Source organism: Saccharopolyspora sp. NPDC050389 (assembly GCF_040655595.1).
In the GTDB taxonomy this organism is placed as follows: Bacteria; Actinomycetota; Actinomycetes; order Mycobacteriales; family Pseudonocardiaceae; genus Saccharopolyspora.
The window spans coordinates 13,602-29,957 of sequence record NZ_JBFAKG010000110.1 but is presented as its reverse complement, the minus strand read 5'-3'; the positions used below and the strand labels follow the sequence as shown (position 1 = coordinate 29,957).

Here is a 16,356-nt window from a genome sequence, read left to right as displayed (position 1 = left end):
GCAGGTGTGGAGATCAACCTGAACGCCCTGCTCCTGGTGGCAACCCACCCTCACGTTCCCAACGAGGAACCACCGAACTCACGGGATGTCGCACACTTCATCACGTGTGGTGTGTGGGAGGCCGTCTACATCATCGAAGGGTTGCTGCGCAACGACTCCGATATCCAGCCCGACACCATCCACGCCGACACCCAGGGCCAGTCGCTGCCTGTTTTCGGGCTGGCGGCGCTGCTCGGGTTCGACCTGCTCCCGCGCATCCGAAACTGGGCCGACCTGAACTTCTACAGACCCAGCGTGGACACGCGGTTCGAGCACATTGACTCGCTGTTCGGCGACAACGTGATCGACTGGTGCCTGATCGAGACGCATTGGACGGACCTGCTGCGCACCGCGATCTCGATCAGCGAGGGCCGTCTGTCGTCGGTGACGCTGCTGCGCAGGCTGGGTAACAACTCGCGGAAGAACCGCCTGTACCGGGCGTTCCGTGAGCTGGGGCGCGTGATCCGCACGATCACGCTGCTCCGGTTCCTCACCGACGCGCAGCTGCGCGAGCAGATCACCGCGATCACCAACAAGGCCGAGGCGTTCCACGGGTTCTCCGCCTGGCTGCGCTTCGGCGGCGAGGCCATCGGGCGCAACGACCCGGACTACCAGGAGAAGATCATCAAGTTCAACGAGCTGCTGGCCAACTGCGTGATCTACTCCAACGCCTGTGACATCACCGCCGCAGCGAACGCGCTCGCCGGTGACGGGCACCCGATCGACACCGACGACCTGGCCACGATCTCCCCCTACATCACCCACACCATCCGCCGGTTCGGCGACTGGGTACTGGACCTGTCCCCGCCGGACGCGACACCAGTGACCACCCTTGACCTGGTGCCGGGTGCGCTGTTCCCTGGCGACATCGTCGCGGCCGCAACCGCGCAGCGCCGGACACGGCAGCGCGTTGCCTCGAAGAACGGTTCCTGACGGCGCCACCAACACTGGGCAGCTACGTCATCCCGGTCACAAGCCGGATTAGCGGCGCAACTCAGGCATCCGAGGAACGTTCGGCTTCTGCGGGGGGTTGGGGCGTGAGCGTTCCAGCTGGCCAGCAATCGGATCGCGTCGTGTTCCGGTGAGCCCGGCTGCGGGGTGAAGACGGTCAGGACCTGGTCCCCGGTCGCATCGACGGTGAGGTTCTCGAAAGGCAGGATCACCTCGCCGATCAGGGGGTATCGGACGACCTTGGCGCCGGCCGGTCCGGGGACCTCAGTGCGCTCGGGGGAAAAGCCGCTCGACAGCGGTCACCACCGCGGCGCGGCGGGCGGTGGTGGTGGGGTCCACGGCGTGTGCGGCGGCGGCCTCGCTGAGTTCGGGTTGCGACGCCCAGGTCATGGCGATCTGATTGACCAGGGCGAGGACGTCGGCCGGGTCCCAGGCGGGGTCGAGCTGTCCAGCCTGCTGCACCTGGCGGAGCTGGTCGATTTTGCGGGCGATCACTGCCTGGGCGGGATCGTCGGCACCGGTTGCGGTGCCCGGCAGTTCGAGGCGGCCCCAGGTGATCAGGCGGTGATGGTCTGGACGGGCGACGAAGTAGTCGAACAGGCGGCCCGCGTAGCCAGGGAGGTCGGACGGGTCCATCTGAGTGGCCTCGGCGATGACGACATGCTCCCGTGCAGCGACGTCGGCATAGAGCGCATCTTTGCTGCGGAAGTAGGCGTAGACGCGTTCTTTGCTGGTCCTGGCGAGCTTGGCGATGCGGTCCACGCGGGCGCCGGCGATGCCGTGGCGGGCGAACTCCTCCATGGCAGCGGTAAGAATGCGCTGGCGCGTGGTGTCGCCGCCGGCGGCGGCGGGCGCTGCGGTCTGGCCGGAGTCGCGGGACTGTGGCATAACCCCAGGATAGAGCACCGAACCGTTTGGTTTGGCATCGCGGGCGATCAGCAGGTAGAGTCAAACAGAACAGTTCGGTTTGACCTCTTCGGGTGAACCGGCGAAACACTGAGGGAGTGAACTCATGCAGCACCGCAATCTGGGCTCTCAGGGCTTGCGCGTCTCCGCGCTCGGCCTGGGGATCATGGGCATGTCCGTGGCCTACGGCGCCTCGAACAACGACGAGGGCATCGAGACCATCCGCCGCGCCCACGAACTCGGGATCGATTTCTTCGACACCGCCGAGGTGTACGGCGCCGGTACCGGCAGCAACGAGATCCTCCTGGGAAAGGCGGTCAAAGACTTCCGCGACGAGGTGGTCCTCGCCACCAAGTTCGGTTTCGACATGACCGCCGACCCGCTCGGCTCCGGCGTCGACAGCCGCCCCGAGAACATCCGCAAGGTCGCCGAGAACAGCCTGCGCTATCTCGACACCGACCGCATCGACCTGTTCTACCAGCACATCTCCGACCCCGAGGTGCCCGCCGAGGAGGTCGCCGGCGCCGTCGGAGAGCTGATCTCCGAGGGCAAGGTGAAATACTTCGGGCTGAGCAACGTCGGCCCGCAGTACATCCGCCGCGCCCACGCCGTCACCCCGGTCTCCGTGCTCCAGTACGAGTACTCCCTCTTCGAGCGGGAGCTGGAGGAGAAGATCCTTCCCGTCCTGCGGGAACTGGGCATCGGCCTGGTCCCCTACTCCCCGCTCGGCCGCGGCTTCCTCACCGGCCAGGTCAAGCCCGCGAGCGAGTACCCCGCCGACGACATGCGCAGCTGGGACGAGCGCTGGCAGGGCGAGAACTACACCTACAACCTGCGCGCCACCGAGCAGCTGAAGGAACTGGCCGCGGCCAAGGGCATCACCCCCGCCCAGCTCGCGCTCGCCTGGTTGCTCGCCCAGGGCGAGGACATCGTCCCGATCCCCGGCACCCGCAGCGCCAAGCGCCTGGAGGAGAACGCCGGCGCCGCCGATGTCCAGCTCACCGACGCCGATCTGCAGCGCATCACCGAGATCATCCCGAACGGCTCGGCGGGCAGCCGCTACCCGGCCGCGTTCCTGTCCAGCTACACCACCGACTGAACCGCCCCTCCACGCGGCCCGCACGGGCCCTCGATCCGCGGAGGCCGCGGCTGCGGGCCGCACCCACGGTGCGCTCCACCCGAATCAACCCACAAGGAACATCATGAGCACTGCAATCGACAACCTCTTCAGCTACCGCGTCAAGCCCGGCATGGAGGAGCGCTTCCAGGCCTACCTGGACAAGGTCCTGCCCGTCACAGAGACGCAGGAGCCCTACGTCCTGAGCTACGAGATCTTCCAGGGCAGTGACGGCACCTATTTCCAGCACGAGCGCTACGAGAACGAGGACGCCATCTGGAAGCACATGGAGTTGACCGCCTCCGGCCAGGCCGACTTCGCCGCCTCCACCGAAATGATCTCGCTCGCCATGCTCGGCAAGGTCAGCCAGAAGTTCCGGGACACCTTCGGCGCAGACGTCGACTTGGGCGCCGAGTACATGCCCTTCCGTCAGGTCGCCCGATAGGGCGCGGCCGACCGCACCCGGTGCGAGCCATGCCGGCCCTCATCTACACCGGACTCGGCCTCAGCTCCATCACCTACTTCACGGCCAACCACACCACACAGATCACCGACGCCAGCGGCGCGACATGGAACACCGCGGCACTCAACGAAACGATGATGACCATCAACATCTTCGGCCTCGTCGTCGTGGGACTCCTCGCCCTCGTGACGATCGCCCATGGAGACACCACCCACACCACCCCCTGACACCCACCCACGATCCCGTACGCCACCACCAGCTCGGCCACACACCACAGTTGCCCGGCCCTGGCACCCTGTCCGGCCCTCGAAAACCACCGAGGGCCGGACCGCCGTGCTTCGGTCCTCGGCTGCGATGATCTCGGGGCGCCGGCCCCGACCGGCACCCCGAAACCTCGTATACCTCTGCGTAACTGGGTGATGCAGCGTCATTCTCATAAATGACCATTTATGAGAACAGGCACACGAGGCCGTCGCGCTGCCGAACGCCGCCAAGCTGGTGATGTCACCTGATGGTGTCGGTCGATCTCGATACCGTGCGCGCATGAACAACTTCGCAGTGTCATGGGCTGACGGGCCGCTGCTGGCCTGCGACCTGGAGACCACCGGCACCGATACCGCGACCGACCGGATCGTCACCGCCACCGTGATCTCGATCGTTCCCGGTCAGGATCCGAATATCCGCACGTGGCTGGCCGATCCTGGCATCGAGATCCCTGCCGAGGCTGCCGAGATCCACGGTGTCAGCACCGACCATGCGCGGCGGCATGGGCAGGACGCCGCAGCCGTGGTCGCTGAGGTGGCCGAGGTGCTGGCGGCGGTGTGGCGGGAGTCGACGCCGCTGTGCGTGATGAACGCCCCGTTCGATCTGTCCTTGCTCAACGTCGAGCTGCGTCGCCATCACCAGCGCGGCCTGGAGGTGTCCGGGCCGGTGGTGGATCCCCGGTGCATCGACAAGCACCTGGATCGCTACCGCAAGGGCAAGCGCACGCTCGGCGATCTGTGCACCCACTATCGGGTCCGGCTGGATGAGGCGCACGACTCGGCTGGGGACGCCCTGGCCTGTGCCCGGCTGGCGTGGCGGCTGGCCAAGAAATACCCCACCCAGATCGGCACCCGGCCGCTGGCCGATCTGCACCGCGACCAGATCGGCTGGTACCGCACCCAGCAGCACGACTTCGCCGGCTTCCTGGAACGCCAGGCCCACCGTGTTGATGACCCCACCGAGGCCGCCGACCTGCGCCGTCGTGCGACGGACGTGAGTGCCCACGCCGATGGCTGGCCGCTGAAGGCAATCGAGACGACGGCGCGTGCGGCGTCCGCGCAACCAGCACCGCAGGTCCCTGCGACCACCGCGGGGTACAAGCCGTGGATGGACACCTACGAGGGGCAGGAGCTGGAAAGCTGGATCGAGATCAACCCGGGCGCGATCTGCCGGTCGGTGAGGATCCCAGGCGACGCCGATTCGGCCAACGCTCGCCTAGGTGCCTTCTACTCCGTCGACCACTTCACCGACTGCCCGGAAACCGCTCAGTGCAGGATCTTGTTCACCCTCGCCGACCAGGGACGCTTCGCCGAAGCCCGCCGCTTGGCCGAGGATTTGGCCCTCAGCTGAAGCTGCTGATCAGTCGGTGGGTGGCGTGGCGATGTCGTCGATGTGCAGGCCGTCGGCGTCGGCGATGACCCGCCAGGCTTCGGCCAGTTCGGGGCGGCCTTGGTGGTGGTAGGGATGCGACCGAAATACGGTCGGAAGCTGCCGCACATGGCTCGACGGACAGTGACCGCATAGCCATGCAGAGCGTGCGGCCCTACACCATCCCGAGATCCGGAGTACAGCGCCACACCCTGACCCTGGTCACAGGCGGAACCGCGTAACCCGGCGCCGCAGGCGTCGGTGTGCTGGCGTAGCTAGTGGGCTCAGGTTGGTCGACCGCCATGACGGGGGCGGACACTACGAGTCGTGGCCGGGTCACACAGGCGCAGATGCGCCCACTGCCGCCGGCCGCTGCGCAGCAGCACGCGAGCGGACGCGCGGCACTGCTCAGCGCGCTACCGTGCCGCAGCCTGGCGGGCAGTCACCAGGCAGGCCCGCATCGCGGCCGCCGAGGCCGAGATACAGATGCGCCTGGACGCCCACGACGTGCCCCGGTGCGCGCACTGCGGCCGCACGCTGTGGCCCGTTGCAACCTACGGGGCCCAGGACTCCCAAAGCTACGGCCAGGGGACATGTAGCGCGGGGTAGAGCCGCGGCAGGATGACCAGCAGGGTGGTCACCAGTGCGGCCGAGAACGTTCCTCATAGCCGAAGGCGTGCACCCCGCCACCGCACTGGGCTGGTTCACCGACAGCCTCGGCTTCGCCACCTACCATCCCGAGCCGGGCGAATGACCGTCCTGCTGCGCAGCGCGGCGGCGGGCCGCGGAGTCAGCTGACGCGGCGATAGCGGATGTGGGTGGTCAGCGGTGAGTGAAGCACCTCGGCGGGCTCGAAGCCGAAGGATTCAACCCCGTCGAAGATGCGCTCGCCCGATCCGAGCAGGACGGGTGCAATGTCGAGGGTGAGCTCGTCGATCACCCCGGCGGCCAGTGCCTGCCGGACGGTCGAGGCACCGCCAGCGATGTCCACCCCGTTGTCCCCGGCGGCCTCACACGCTGCGGAGTAGGCCGCGTCGAAGCCCTCGGTGACGAAGTGGAACGTCGTCCCGCCGTCCATCTGGATCGGATCATGGCGGTGATGGGTCAGCACGAAAACCGGCGCGTGATACGGCGGTTCGGAGCCCCACCAGCCCGACCAGTCCTCATCCCAGTCCCCGCGGATCGGCCCGAACATGTTCCGCCCCATCACATACGCACCCCGAGGGCGCATGAGCCATTCGTTCGCGATCTTGTCAGCGTCGTTGGCCCGCGGGTCGCCGATGTGCCAGCCGTGCAGCTCCTGCCCCCGTTTCCCGAGAGGGTCCTCCCGGCTCTGCTCCGGCCCGGCGACAAAGCCGTCCAGTGAGATCGACATGTGGCAAGTGGTGTCCGGCACCGCGAACCTCCTGAGTGATTGCGACTTGCAAGCGGTCCTGCGGAAGATAGCAGGTGATGAACCGCAAGTGCTATACACGGCATGGTGAGGAGGAGATCAGACCAACCGCGCTCGGGCTGCGCGATCAACGCCGCGGTGGAGGTGATCGGCGACCGCTGGTCGCTGCTGGTCCTGCGCGATGTCATGTTCGGCAACCGGCGGCACTTCCGCGTCCTGCAGGAACGCTCCGAAGAGGCAATCGCCTCGAACATCCTCGCCGACCGCCTCCGGCGGCTGGTCGCCGGCGGCCTGCTCACCCGGGCGCAGGCCGGCCGCGGCCGACGCGCCGAATACAGTCTCACCGAGGCCGCGATCCAGCTCGTCCCCGTCATGGCCGCACTCGGCCAATGGGGCGCACGCCACCGCCCCACAACGCCATCGCTACGAGTACGGGCCGAGCTGCTGGCTGACGGCGGGCCCGATCTTTGGGACGACTTCATGGCCGAGCTCCGTGCTGAACACCTCGGGACACCCCTACCACCGCGCAGCGGGCCGACCACCGCCGAACGCCTGGCAGCCGCCTACACCGCAGCTCTCGCCCTCGAAACAGGCGAGCGCCAGGGGAACGACGACACAGCTCGCCCTACCTGATGGTGGGACCAGATACCTCCGGGCCACTTGAGTTGACAAAGTCAGCCGCGTGATCATCCGCCCACCAGAAGGACCCCGGCCGGTGACCGGGATCCGACCGCTTCCTCGCAGTCTTGATCCCCTCGCCGGCGAGTCGCTTGTCGGCTACGGAGCGCCGGCGGCAGCGTCGCGCGGTCCTCGGCGCCCTGCACCGCTCCGAGCGCGTCGCCGACGCCACCACACGGGCACCTCGCCGCGGCTACGCGGCGGCCCGGGCGAGCTGCTCGCCTGCGGACTCGGCGGCCGGGGTGCCGCCGGTGCGCCAGGCGGGGTCTCGCACCCCGAGGTGGATGGTGCGCGCAGCACGGCGCGGGGCAGGGCCTCGCGGGTGGCCACCGAGGTGAACTCGTCGGTGAAGTCAGTCAGGAAGTCCGCGTCCTTGAGGATGTCCAGCAGGTCGATAGTGCCCCACCGCCGCTGCACCTCCGCCTTCAATGCCACGAGATTGCGGGGCTCGGGCAGCTTCTCCAGCTTCGGCACGCTGATCCACGGCTGCCCGTTGCGGGTCACAACCCGAACCCCGCCCGTGGAGCCGTCCACCATCGCCTTGTCGAGGCGGTCCAGCGCAGCGCAGTGGCGTTGACGCAGGTCGGCAGTGAACTCCTTGGCGTCCAGTGGAACGCGAGGGCCCGCGCCTACTGGCGCGGGCAGCGTCGCGACCCGCTTCTAGTTAGCGATCTCCTCCTCGTCGGGTTCAGACGGGTCGCGCAGCGGGCGCAGCCCACCGGTCAGTTCCGGGGCAAGGAACGAGTAGCGTCCCAACACATTTACGTGGTGGCGCACGAACGGAGAGAGGTGGGCGGCATCTTCGTCGCGGACCTCGTAGCCGCTGGCGCGTAGTTCGGTGATCGCGGCGTCGAGATAGCGGGTGGTGAACAACACCAGGGCGTTCAGGACCAGACCGAGGGCGCCGAGTTGGTCTTATCCGAACAACTTGGAGAGGTCCCGGCTATTCGCGATCTGGTGGCCGCTCACGCAGGGTCATGAACAACAGGCTCGAATTTCTGCGTCGTCCGGGCGTGTCGCGGCTGGCCGCAGTGGCAGTCCGGGGTCAGGGGGCGGGGCTTGACCGCCCGGCTGAGCGGTGGAAGTCGGGCATGCCCAGGTGCGTGCTCGTGTGCTTGGCGGCCAGTGCCTGCATGGCCTCAAGTTTCTGGCCGGCGGCAGCAAGGCTGGCCTCGATCACGGCGACTTCGCCAAGCCAGCCCTGCTCTTTTTGCTTCCTGCAGGCGGTCCAGCAGGTTCTTGGCGCACTTCGAGCTGCGCAAGGTGGCGCTGGGAGTCTGCGCCCGCGATTACGGCACCGGCTGCGGATCACCTCGCACAACAGCGGCAGGAACGGCCGCACTGTGGCGAACCGCTTGACCAGCTCGGACCGCCACGCCTCATCGGCATCCGAGTCCGGCGGCCCGGCCAGCTCCACCACCGCGACCAGGGCCTCCGCCAGCTCCGAGCGGGGCACCACGGCCTCGATCTCGGCCCACACCTGCCCCAGGCTCACCGGCTCGACCACATCACCGGCTTCGGCGGCCTGCTCGGCCAAGTCGTCGTGAGCGCCGGTGACCTCCCACAGCACCCCGAACGCCGCCGCCAGCTTCGCCGATGCCTTCCCGAGTTTGGGCAGGGTGCGCAGCTTCTCCTTGGCCGACTCCCGCTCGGCGCGGGCAAGCAGCTTCGAGGAGATCAGCACATCCAGCAGGTCCAGGGCGTCGTCGACCGCTCGGGTTTGCAGGTAGACCACGGCCAGCAGTGTCGCCAGCCGCCGCGAGTCCCCGTGACGACGCAGCAAGCTGGCCTTGCCCTGCACGCCGTAGCGAGACAACTCGGCCAACCGCCGCGGCGGCACCACCACCTCGGTGTCGACCTCGGCGAACCCCAGCCCCAGGATCTCCGCGGCCCGCTGGAGCGCGTCGACCATCGCCGGACCGGACACACGTGTTGGCGGCGCGGACAAGACGATCGCCCGCAACGAGTTCACGGATCAGAAGCGAATGGATCGGGCATTCGGGAACCGATGCGACGAACAAGCAAGCTACGCAAAATATTATACTTTCAACGACGCTCGCCGCTACGCTCCCCTCCGTAAGGCAAGCCACGCGAGCCCGCCGCGGACGGCTCGATGCGGGCGGCATCAATGTCGCAATAGGATAGTCCTAAAGAGACATTGGAGGACAAAGGCCATCAGAGAGCCAGTTCAGCACCGCGCAGCTGCCGAACACCTGATGATCACGGAGATCATCCTCGCCGGACGGCCTTGAGCTACACAGTGGATGGTCGGGCCTGGCGTGGCTTCAGAGCGGCGGTGCGGCGATGCACCGCGTGTCCAGCAGGCGATGCGCGGCGAGTCCGATTACCCTGATCGGCGACAGATCAACAACACTGCCAGCACCTAGCACGAGATCATTGCGATCCCGTGCGTCCGGGATCGGGTGGGCGTCGGCGCAATGCGGTTGCGGCGGCGCCGCGTTTTCGAAGGTGGCGGAGGTCCGCCACGACCGCCCGCACGGCATCAGCACGCCAGCGCCGCACGATGAATCCAAGCGGAGGGAACGTGCTCGAAATAACCACGCTGACCTGGGTGCTCACCATCGCCGTGATCATCGCGCTGCTGGCGATCGACCTGATCATGGCGGCCGCGCACCCGCACCGGGTCGGTTTCGCCGAGGCGAGCGCGTGGTCGGTGGCCTACATCCTCGTGGCGATCGTCTTCGGCGTCTGGTTCGCGATGCAGTACGGCGGCGAGGCCGGCACCGAGTACTTCGCCGGCTACATCGTCGAGAAGAGCCTCTCGGTCGACAACCTGTTCGTCTTCGTGATCATCATGACCACCTTCGCGGTTCCCGAGGAGCACCAGCACAAGGTGCTGACCTTCGGCATCGTGCTCGCGTTGATCATGCGAGGGATCTTCATCGCGGTCGGGGCGGCCCTGCTGTCGTTTTTCTCCTTCATGTTCCTCGTCTTCGGGCTGCTGCTCATCTACACCGCGGTGCAGCTGTTCCGGCACCGCGACGAGGATCCCGACGTCGAGGACAACGTCGTGGTCAAGGCGGCTCGCCGGGTGCTGCCGGTCTCGGACGAATACGTCGGCGGCAAGCTCGTCGCGCGCGTCGGCGGGCGACGGGTGGTCACGCCGATGTTCATAGTGCTGATCGCGATCGGCAGCGTCGACCTGCTGTTCGCCCTCGACTCCATCCCGGCGGTCTTCGGCGTCACCTCGGAGCCCTACATCGTCTTCACCGCCAACGCCTTCGCCCTCCTGGGCTTGCGCGCGCTGTTCTTCCTGGTCAAGGGCCTGCTTGAGCGCCTGGTCTACCTCTCGGCTGGACTGTCGCTGATCCTCGCGTTCATCGGCGTCAAGCTCATCCTGCACTGGGCGCACGTGGACATCGACGAGCGCGTCCCCGAGATCCCCACGCCCGTCAGCCTCGTGGTGATCATCGCGGTGCTGGTGGTCGTGACCGTGGCGAGCCTGATCAAGACCCGGCGCGACCCGTCGGCGAAGGCCCACCCCGGTTCCCTCCGGGCGCACCACACCAAGGTCGAATCACCCGACCCGGAAACCCCGACCGATCTGTGACCGCACCGTCCCGGAGTTGCGGAAGTCAGCGGCCGGAGTCCCGCGTCAGTGCCCGGGTTACGTGCCGTAGACCTGTTCCGGCTCCGCCGCCGAGGCGAGCAGGTCTCGGAGCGCCTTGCCGACCTCTTCGGCTTCCCAGCGCCTGCCGATGTCCTGCCGGGGGCCGTGCCGCCAGCCCTCTTCGACGCAGATCTGTCCGCCCTCGATCTCGATCACCCGGCCGGTGATGTCGCCGGCTTCCTCGGACGCCAGCCAGGCGACGACCGGCGAGTTGTTGGCCGGATCCATCTCGTCGAAACCGCTCGCTGCGTCCGCCATCATCTCCGGGAAGGCGTCCTGCGTCATCCGGGTCCGGGCCACCGGTGCGATCGCGTTCACCGTCACGCCGTACCGGCCGAGCTCGCCCGCCGCGACGAGGGTCATCGACGCGATGCCCGCCTTCGCCGCCGAGTACGTCGTCTGCCCCATGCTCCCCTGCAGGCCCGCACCGGACGAGGTGTTGATCACCCGGGCGGCGCGCTGCCGTCCCTGCTTCGCCTCGGCACGCCAGTACGCCGCGGCGTGGCGCAGCGGCGCGAAGTGCCCCTTGAGGTGCACCCGGATGACCGCGTCCCACTCCTCCTCGGTCGTGTTCACCAGCATCCGGTCGCGCACGAAGCCCGCGTTGTTGACGAGGATGTCGAGGCCGCCGAAGGTTTCGACGGCCTGGCGCACCATTGCGGCCGCCTGCTCGAAGTCCGCCACGTCGGCGCCGTTGGTCACGGCCTCGCCGCCCATCTCGCGGATCGCCGCCACCACCTCGTGGGCCGGCGCGTCGGATGCCCCGCGCCCGTCCAGGCTCGCTCCGAGGTCGTTGACGACGACCTTGGCGCCCTGCCGGGCCAGTTCGAGGGCGTGCTCGCGCCCGATGCCCCGTCCCGCGCCGGTGACGATCGCGACGCGTCCTTCAAGGACCCTGCTCATGATTTCTCCCGGGTGTGTCTGCCGATGTCGCGCGGTGCTCTAGCGGTTCTGGACGGCGAAGAGGAAGGCCGGCGGCTCGCCTCCGCCGTGGCATTCGACCGAGGCGCCGCTGACGTACGAGGCGAGGTCGGAGGTCAGGAAGAGCGCGACGTTGGCGACCTCCTCCGGCCGCGCCATCCGCCCCAGCGGAATGGTTCGCTCGATGGCCGCGACGCTTTCGTCGTCGCCGTAGTGGCCCCCGGTCAGCTCGGTGCGGCACAGGCCGACGTTGATGGAGTTCAGCCGCACCTTCGGCGCCCACTCCACGGCCAGCGAGCGGGTGAGCGAGTCCAGTCCCGCCTTCGCCGCGCCGTAGGCAGCCGTGCCGGGCGAGGGCCGGAGGGCGCTGACGGAGGAGATGTTCACGATCGCGCCGCCGGTGTCCTGCTGCTGCATGGCGGCGTTCGCGGCCTGGGCGACGAGCAGCGGCCCGAAGAAGTTGAGATCCATGATCTTGCCGTGGAAGCGCGGTGACGCGTCCGCCGCCAAGGCGTACGGCGCGCCGCCCGCGTTGTTCACCGCCACGTCGATCCGGCCGTGCTGCGCGAGCAAGCGGTCCATCATCGCCCGGACCGATGCCACGTCCCGCACATCGCACGGCAGGTGCGTCGTTCCGTCCGCCGGTTCGTCCACTTCGGACCGCGCGCACGTCACCACCTGCGCACCGGCCGCGACGAAGGCCGCGGCGATGGCCCGGCCGATGCCCTTGGTGCCCCCGGTCACCAGGACCACCCGTCCCGTCATGTCCAGCTGAACCGCCACGCGTCTCTCCGATGGGTCGAGAACCAAGCAGATGTTAGGGTACCAAGCAAATGATAGGTCAAGTAGCCCGGAAGGTGGCACATGGGCATCACCTCGGACCTACGTGAAGACGGCATCCGCGTCGTCACGGTCGACCACCCGCCCGTCAACGCGCTCCCCGTGCGGGGTTGGTTCGACCTCGCCGCAGCGCTCGACGAAGCGGGCAAGGACATGAACACCCACGTCGTCGTGCTGCGCGCGGAGGGCAAGGGCTTCAACGCGGGCGTCGACATCAAGGAAATGCAGAACACCAAGGGATTCGACGCCCTGATCGGCGCGAACCGGGGCTGCCACGCCGCGTTCAAGGCGGTCTACGAGTGCGCCGTGCCGGTCATCGCCGCCGTCAACGGATTCTGCGTCGGCGGCGGCGTCGGCCTGGTCGGCAACGCCGACACGATCGTCGCAAGCGACGACGCCTACTTCGGGGTGCCCGAGGTGGACCGCGGTGCCCTGGGCGCCGCGACCCACCTCGCCCGCCTGGTTCCGCCGCACCTGCTGCGCACCCTCTACTTCACCGGCCGCAACATCCCCGCCACCGACCTCATCGGGCACGGCTCCGTCCTCGAGGTCGTCCCCCGCGAACGCCTCGACGAGGCGGCCCTCGCCGTCGCGGCCGAGATCGCCGCGAAGGACACCCGGGTCATCCGGATGGCGAAGGAGGCCATCAACGGCATCGACCCCGTCGACGTCAACCGCAGCTACCGGTTCGAGCAGGGCTTCACGATGGAGCTCAACCTCGCCGGGGTGGCGGACGAGCACCGGGACCGGTTCGCCGGCACCGAGAAAGCGAAGAGCGAATGAGCAAGCCCCGCGACAAGCGCATGAGCGCGGACGACGTGGTCGCCCGGCTCGATGACGGCATGACCATCGGCATCGGCGGCTGGGGCGCGCGGCGCAAGCCCATGGCGCTGGTCCGCGCGATCCTGCGCTCGAACCTGACAGACCTCACCCTGGTCTCCTGGGGCGGCGCCGACGTCGGACTCCTCGCCCGGGCGGGCAGGATCCGCAAACTGGTCTACGCGTTCGTCTCGCTCGACTCCGTGCCGCTCGAACCGAACTTCCAGCAGGCACGCCAGAACCGGACGATCCCCGAGATCGTGGAGCTCGACGAGGGCATGTTCCAGGCCGGGCTGCGCGCCGCCGCCCAGCGCCTGCCGTTCCTCCCCATGCGCGCCGGGCTCGGCTCCGACGTCATGGTGCACAACCCCGGCCTGCGGACCGTGACCAGCCCGTATCCCGCCGCGGACGGCGTCTTCGAAGAGCTCGTCGCCGTTCCGGCGCTGCACCTCGACGCGGCGCTGGTGCACATGAACCGCGCGGACCAGCACGGCAACGCCACGTACCTGGGCCCGGACCCGTACTTCGACGACCTGTTCTGCATGGCAGCCGACAAGGCGTTCGTGACCTGCGAGCGCATCGTCGAAACCGCGGAGCTCACCCGCGAAGCCGCGGTCCAGCGCCTGCTGCTCAGCCGGATGATGGTCGACGGCGTCGTCGAGACGCCCAACGGGGCCCACTTCTCCACGTGCGCCCCGGACTACGAGCGGGACGAGAAGTTCCAGCGCGCCTACGCCGCCGCTGCCGCCGACCCGTCGGCGTGGGAAGCCTTCGAACGGCGCTTCCTGCGCGGCACCGAGGACGACTACCAGGCCGCTGTGAAGGTGTTCCACGAAGAGCAGGAGGCGTGACGATGTCCGACGTGACGCGTGCCGAGATCTGCGCGGCGGCCATCGCCGATGCGTTCGCGGACGACGGCGAGATCTTCGCCAGCCCGATGGGCCTGCTGCCCACCCTGGGCGTGCGGCTCGCCAAGCTGACGAGCAATCCCGAGCTCGTGATCTCCGACGGCGAATCCCGCTTCCTCGCCGAGGTTCCCGCGCTCGGGGCCGAATCGGATGCGGTGGAGGGCTGGATCCCGTTCCGGCAGGTCTTCGACGTGGTCGCCTACGGGAAGCGGCACGTCATGATGGGCGCCACCCAGATCGACCGCCACGGCAACCAGAACATCTCGGCGATCGGCGACTTCGCGCAGCCGAAGCGCCAGCTACTCGGCTCCCGCGGCGCGCCCGGCAACACCGCGAACAACCGCACCTCGTACTGGGTGCCGCGGCACGCCCCCCGGGTTTTCGTGGAGCGGGTGGACATCGTCTCGGGTATCGGCCCGAAGCTGGCCGAGCAGGCCGGTCCGGCTGCCGCCCGGTACAACGACATCCACCGCATCGTCTCGAACCTGGCGGTCCTCGACGTGGGCGGCCCCGACCACACGTTGCGGCTGCGGTCGGTGCACCCCGGCGTGACCGTGGACGACGTGCGGGAGGCCAGCGGGTGCGAGATCCACGCCGACGACGAGGTGCCGGAGACGCGCACGCCCACCGACGCGGAGCTGACCTTCATCCGCGAGGTGATCGATCCGAAGAACCTGCGCGACCGCGAGGTCAAGCCGGGGGCCGTCCGATGAGCGTCGAGCAAGTGCTGCGCACCACGCTCACCGACCTGGTCGGCATCCGGCATCCGGTCGTGCAGACCGGCATGGGCTGGGTGGCCGGGCCGAGCCTGGTCGGCGGCACGGCGAACGCCGGCGGCCTGGGCATCCTCGCCAGCGCGACGATGAGCTGCGAGGAGCTGGAGCGGGCGATCATCGCGGTCAAGCGCCGCACCGACCGGCCCTTCGGCGTCAACCTCCGGGCCGACGCCGGCGACGCACCGCGGCGGGTCGACCTGCTGATCGAGCACGGGGTGAAGGTCGCGTCGTTCGCGCTGGCACCGAAGAAGGAGCTGATCGCCAAGCTCAAGGACCACGGCATCGTCGTGATGCCGTCGGTCGGCGCGCCGCGCCACGCGGAGAAGGTGGCGGCGTGGGGCGCCGACGCGGTCATGGTCCAGGGCGGCGAGGGCGGCGGTCACACCGGCGCGGTGCCCACCACCCTGCTCCTGCCGAGCGTGCTCGACGCCGTCGACATCCCCGTCGTCGCGGCGGGCGGCTTCTTCGACGGCCGCGGCCTCGCGGCGGCTTTGTCCTACGGCGCGGCGGGAATCGGCATGGGCACCCGCTTCCTGCTCACGAAGGACAGCGCCGTTCCGGATGCCGTGAAGCGGCTTTACCTCTCCCACGACGTCAACGGGACGGTCGTCACCGACAAGGTCGACGGCATGCCGCACCGCATGCTTCGCACCCGCCTCGTCGAGGAGCTGCAGGACACGAACGTCCTGAGGAGACTCGGCCCGACCATCCGGCGGACCCTGAAGTTCAAGAAGATGAGCGGGATGACGTGGCGTCAGCTCGCCGCCGACGGCCGGTCGATGAAGCACGGCAGCGGCCGCTCCTGGCCCCAGATGGTGCTCGCGGCCAACACCCCGATGATGCTCAAGTCCGGGCTGGTCGACGGCGACACGAACGCCGGCGTGCTCGCCGCCGGCCAGGTGGTCGGCGTCCTGGACGACCTGCCGACCTGCGAGGAGCTCATCGACCGGGTGGTCACCGAGGCTGCCGAATGCCTGCGGAGGACCCAGAACTACACGCTCTGAGAACCAGAGGCGGTGCCCACGGCGCAGTGGGCACCGCCTCTCTTGGTGACTGTTCCAGAAAGCTACGCCAACGCTCATCCGATTCAATTGAGCGTTTTTCATCTTGGCTGGTGACCGCAGCCGCGACAGCCAACGGGCCGTATCGCGAATGCAGTCGCATGCGCCGCAGGCGCATAGCCCACCTATGCAGCTTGCACCGCCGCGGGTTCTCAGCGTTCGCCTGGCGAGGACGGCCCAACCGCCGTGTATTGGACATACATCAGGTTGGGCACCCACAG

Annotated in this window: 18 protein-coding genes and 2 pseudogenes; 11 read left to right on the top strand and 9 right to left on the bottom strand. The window is 68.4% G+C overall.

The genetic code is table 11. The features are described 5' to 3' along the window. Positions 1-972: Tn3 family transposase (locus tag AB0I53_RS42700; protein ID WP_358615094.1), on the top strand; the 972-nt coding region annotated here is incomplete at its 5' end. Positions 973-1,106: 134 nt separating this feature from the next. Here the strand turns inward: AB0I53_RS42700 and AB0I53_RS42695 are convergent. Both AB0I53_RS42695 and AB0I53_RS42690 read right to left on the bottom strand, forming a co-directional pair. Continuing rightward, positions 1,107-1,286 (bottom strand): annotated as a pseudogene (locus AB0I53_RS42695) (hypothetical protein); the annotation flags it as partial. Next, on the bottom strand, positions 1,255-1,878 hold the full coding sequence (locus AB0I53_RS42690; protein ID WP_358497021.1) for a TetR family transcriptional regulator: 624 nt from the start codon (positions 1,876-1,878) through the stop codon (positions 1,255-1,257). The pseudogene AB0I53_RS42695 and the gene AB0I53_RS42690, both read right to left, overlap by 32 nt. 124 nt (positions 1,879-2,002) lie before the next feature. Here AB0I53_RS42690 and AB0I53_RS42685 point away from each other — a divergent pair, with 124 nt between their 5' ends. From AB0I53_RS42685 to AB0I53_RS42670, 4 genes are all read left to right on the top strand, one after another. Further along, entirely contained in the window at positions 2,003-2,995 is a 993-nt protein-coding gene (locus tag AB0I53_RS42685) for an aldo/keto reductase (protein ID WP_358497023.1), read from the top strand. A 103-nt stretch (positions 2,996-3,098) separates the two neighbouring features. Then, positions 3,099-3,458 carry an antibiotic biosynthesis monooxygenase gene (locus AB0I53_RS42680; protein WP_358497024.1) on the top strand — a complete coding sequence of 120 codons (360 nt, stop codon included), beginning with the start codon at positions 3,099-3,101 and terminating at the stop codon, positions 3,456-3,458. 29 nt (positions 3,459-3,487) lie between these two features. Further along, a complete protein-coding gene (locus AB0I53_RS42675) occupies positions 3,488-3,703 on the top strand; it encodes a hypothetical protein (protein WP_358497026.1) in 216 nt (71 codons plus the stop codon). Positions 3,704-4,019: 316 nt separating this feature from the next. Next, complete coding sequence (locus tag AB0I53_RS42670) at positions 4,020-5,090, top strand: exonuclease domain-containing protein (protein ID WP_358615092.1); 1,071 nt, start codon at positions 4,020-4,022, stop codon at positions 5,088-5,090. Between the two features lie 9 nt (positions 5,091-5,099). Here the strand turns inward: AB0I53_RS42670 and AB0I53_RS42665 are convergent, their stop codons facing one another. Further along, positions 5,100-5,237 (bottom strand): hypothetical protein, encoded by a 138-nt coding sequence (locus AB0I53_RS42665; protein ID WP_358615090.1) that lies wholly within the window; start codon positions 5,235-5,237, stop codon positions 5,100-5,102. A gap of 661 nt (positions 5,238-5,898) precedes the next feature. Continuing rightward, positions 5,899-6,504, bottom strand: coding sequence for a dihydrofolate reductase family protein (locus AB0I53_RS42660; RefSeq protein ID WP_358615088.1), 606 nt, complete (start codon positions 6,502-6,504; stop codon positions 5,899-5,901). Between the two features lie 81 nt (positions 6,505-6,585). On the opposite strand from AB0I53_RS42660, the gene AB0I53_RS42655 reads away from it, so the two are divergent. Further along, positions 6,586-7,134 (top strand): helix-turn-helix domain-containing protein, encoded by a 549-nt coding sequence (locus tag AB0I53_RS42655; RefSeq protein ID WP_358615086.1) that lies wholly within the window; start codon positions 6,586-6,588, stop codon positions 7,132-7,134. 144 nt (positions 7,135-7,278) lie between these two features. Here AB0I53_RS42655 and AB0I53_RS42650 read toward each other — a convergent pair whose 3' ends face one another. The 3 genes and pseudogenes from AB0I53_RS42650 to AB0I53_RS42640 form a co-directional block, all read right to left on the bottom strand. Further along, positions 7,279-7,683: a hypothetical protein gene (locus tag AB0I53_RS42650; protein WP_358615084.1), complete on the bottom strand. Its 405-nt coding sequence runs from the start codon at positions 7,681-7,683 to the stop codon at positions 7,279-7,281. Positions 7,684-7,839: 156 nt separating this feature from the next. Beyond that, positions 7,840-8,079, bottom strand: a pseudogene (locus tag AB0I53_RS42645) (Tn3 family transposase); the annotation flags it as partial. A gap of 145 nt (positions 8,080-8,224) precedes the next feature. Next, the gene (locus tag AB0I53_RS42640; RefSeq protein WP_358615082.1) at positions 8,225-9,091 is read right to left on the bottom strand and encodes a hypothetical protein; all 867 of its coding nucleotides are present in this window, start codon (positions 9,089-9,091) and stop codon (positions 8,225-8,227) included. Positions 9,092-9,724: 633 nt separating this feature from the next. On the opposite strand from AB0I53_RS42640, the gene AB0I53_RS42635 reads away from it, so the two are divergent. Next, a complete protein-coding gene (locus AB0I53_RS42635) occupies positions 9,725-10,750 on the top strand; it encodes a TerC family protein (RefSeq protein ID WP_358615080.1) in 1,026 nt (341 codons plus the stop codon). 57 nt (positions 10,751-10,807) lie between these two features. On the opposite strand, the gene AB0I53_RS42630 is transcribed toward AB0I53_RS42635, so the two are convergent. After that, a complete protein-coding gene (locus AB0I53_RS42630) occupies positions 10,808-11,713 on the bottom strand; it encodes an SDR family oxidoreductase (RefSeq protein ID WP_358615078.1) in 906 nt (301 codons plus the stop codon). 39 nt (positions 11,714-11,752) lie between these two features. Further along, complete coding sequence (locus AB0I53_RS42625) at positions 11,753-12,514, bottom strand: SDR family oxidoreductase (RefSeq protein WP_358615076.1); 762 nt, start codon at positions 12,512-12,514, stop codon at positions 11,753-11,755. A gap of 81 nt (positions 12,515-12,595) precedes the next feature. Here AB0I53_RS42625 and AB0I53_RS42620 point away from each other — a divergent pair, with 81 nt between their 5' ends. Genes AB0I53_RS42620 through AB0I53_RS42605 form a run of 4 tightly spaced genes read left to right on the top strand, consistent with a single transcriptional unit; the run spans position 12,596 to position 16,078 of the window. Next, positions 12,596-13,354 (top strand): enoyl-CoA hydratase family protein, encoded by a 759-nt coding sequence (locus AB0I53_RS42620; protein WP_358615074.1) that lies wholly within the window; start codon positions 12,596-12,598, stop codon positions 13,352-13,354. After that, the gene (locus tag AB0I53_RS42615; RefSeq protein ID WP_358615072.1) at positions 13,351-14,241 is read left to right on the top strand and encodes a CoA-transferase; all 891 of its coding nucleotides are present in this window, start codon (positions 13,351-13,353) and stop codon (positions 14,239-14,241) included. Before AB0I53_RS42620 ends, AB0I53_RS42615 begins: the two co-directional genes overlap by 4 nt. Positions 14,242-14,243: 2 nt before the next feature. After that, positions 14,244-15,011 (top strand): CoA-transferase, encoded by a 768-nt coding sequence (locus AB0I53_RS42610; RefSeq protein ID WP_358615070.1) that lies wholly within the window; start codon positions 14,244-14,246, stop codon positions 15,009-15,011. A gap of 14 nt (positions 15,012-15,025) precedes the next feature. Next, complete coding sequence (locus AB0I53_RS42605) at positions 15,026-16,078, top strand: nitronate monooxygenase (protein ID WP_358615096.1); 1,053 nt, start codon at positions 15,026-15,028, stop codon at positions 16,076-16,078. The last annotated feature ends 278 nt before the right edge of the window (positions 16,079-16,356 follow it).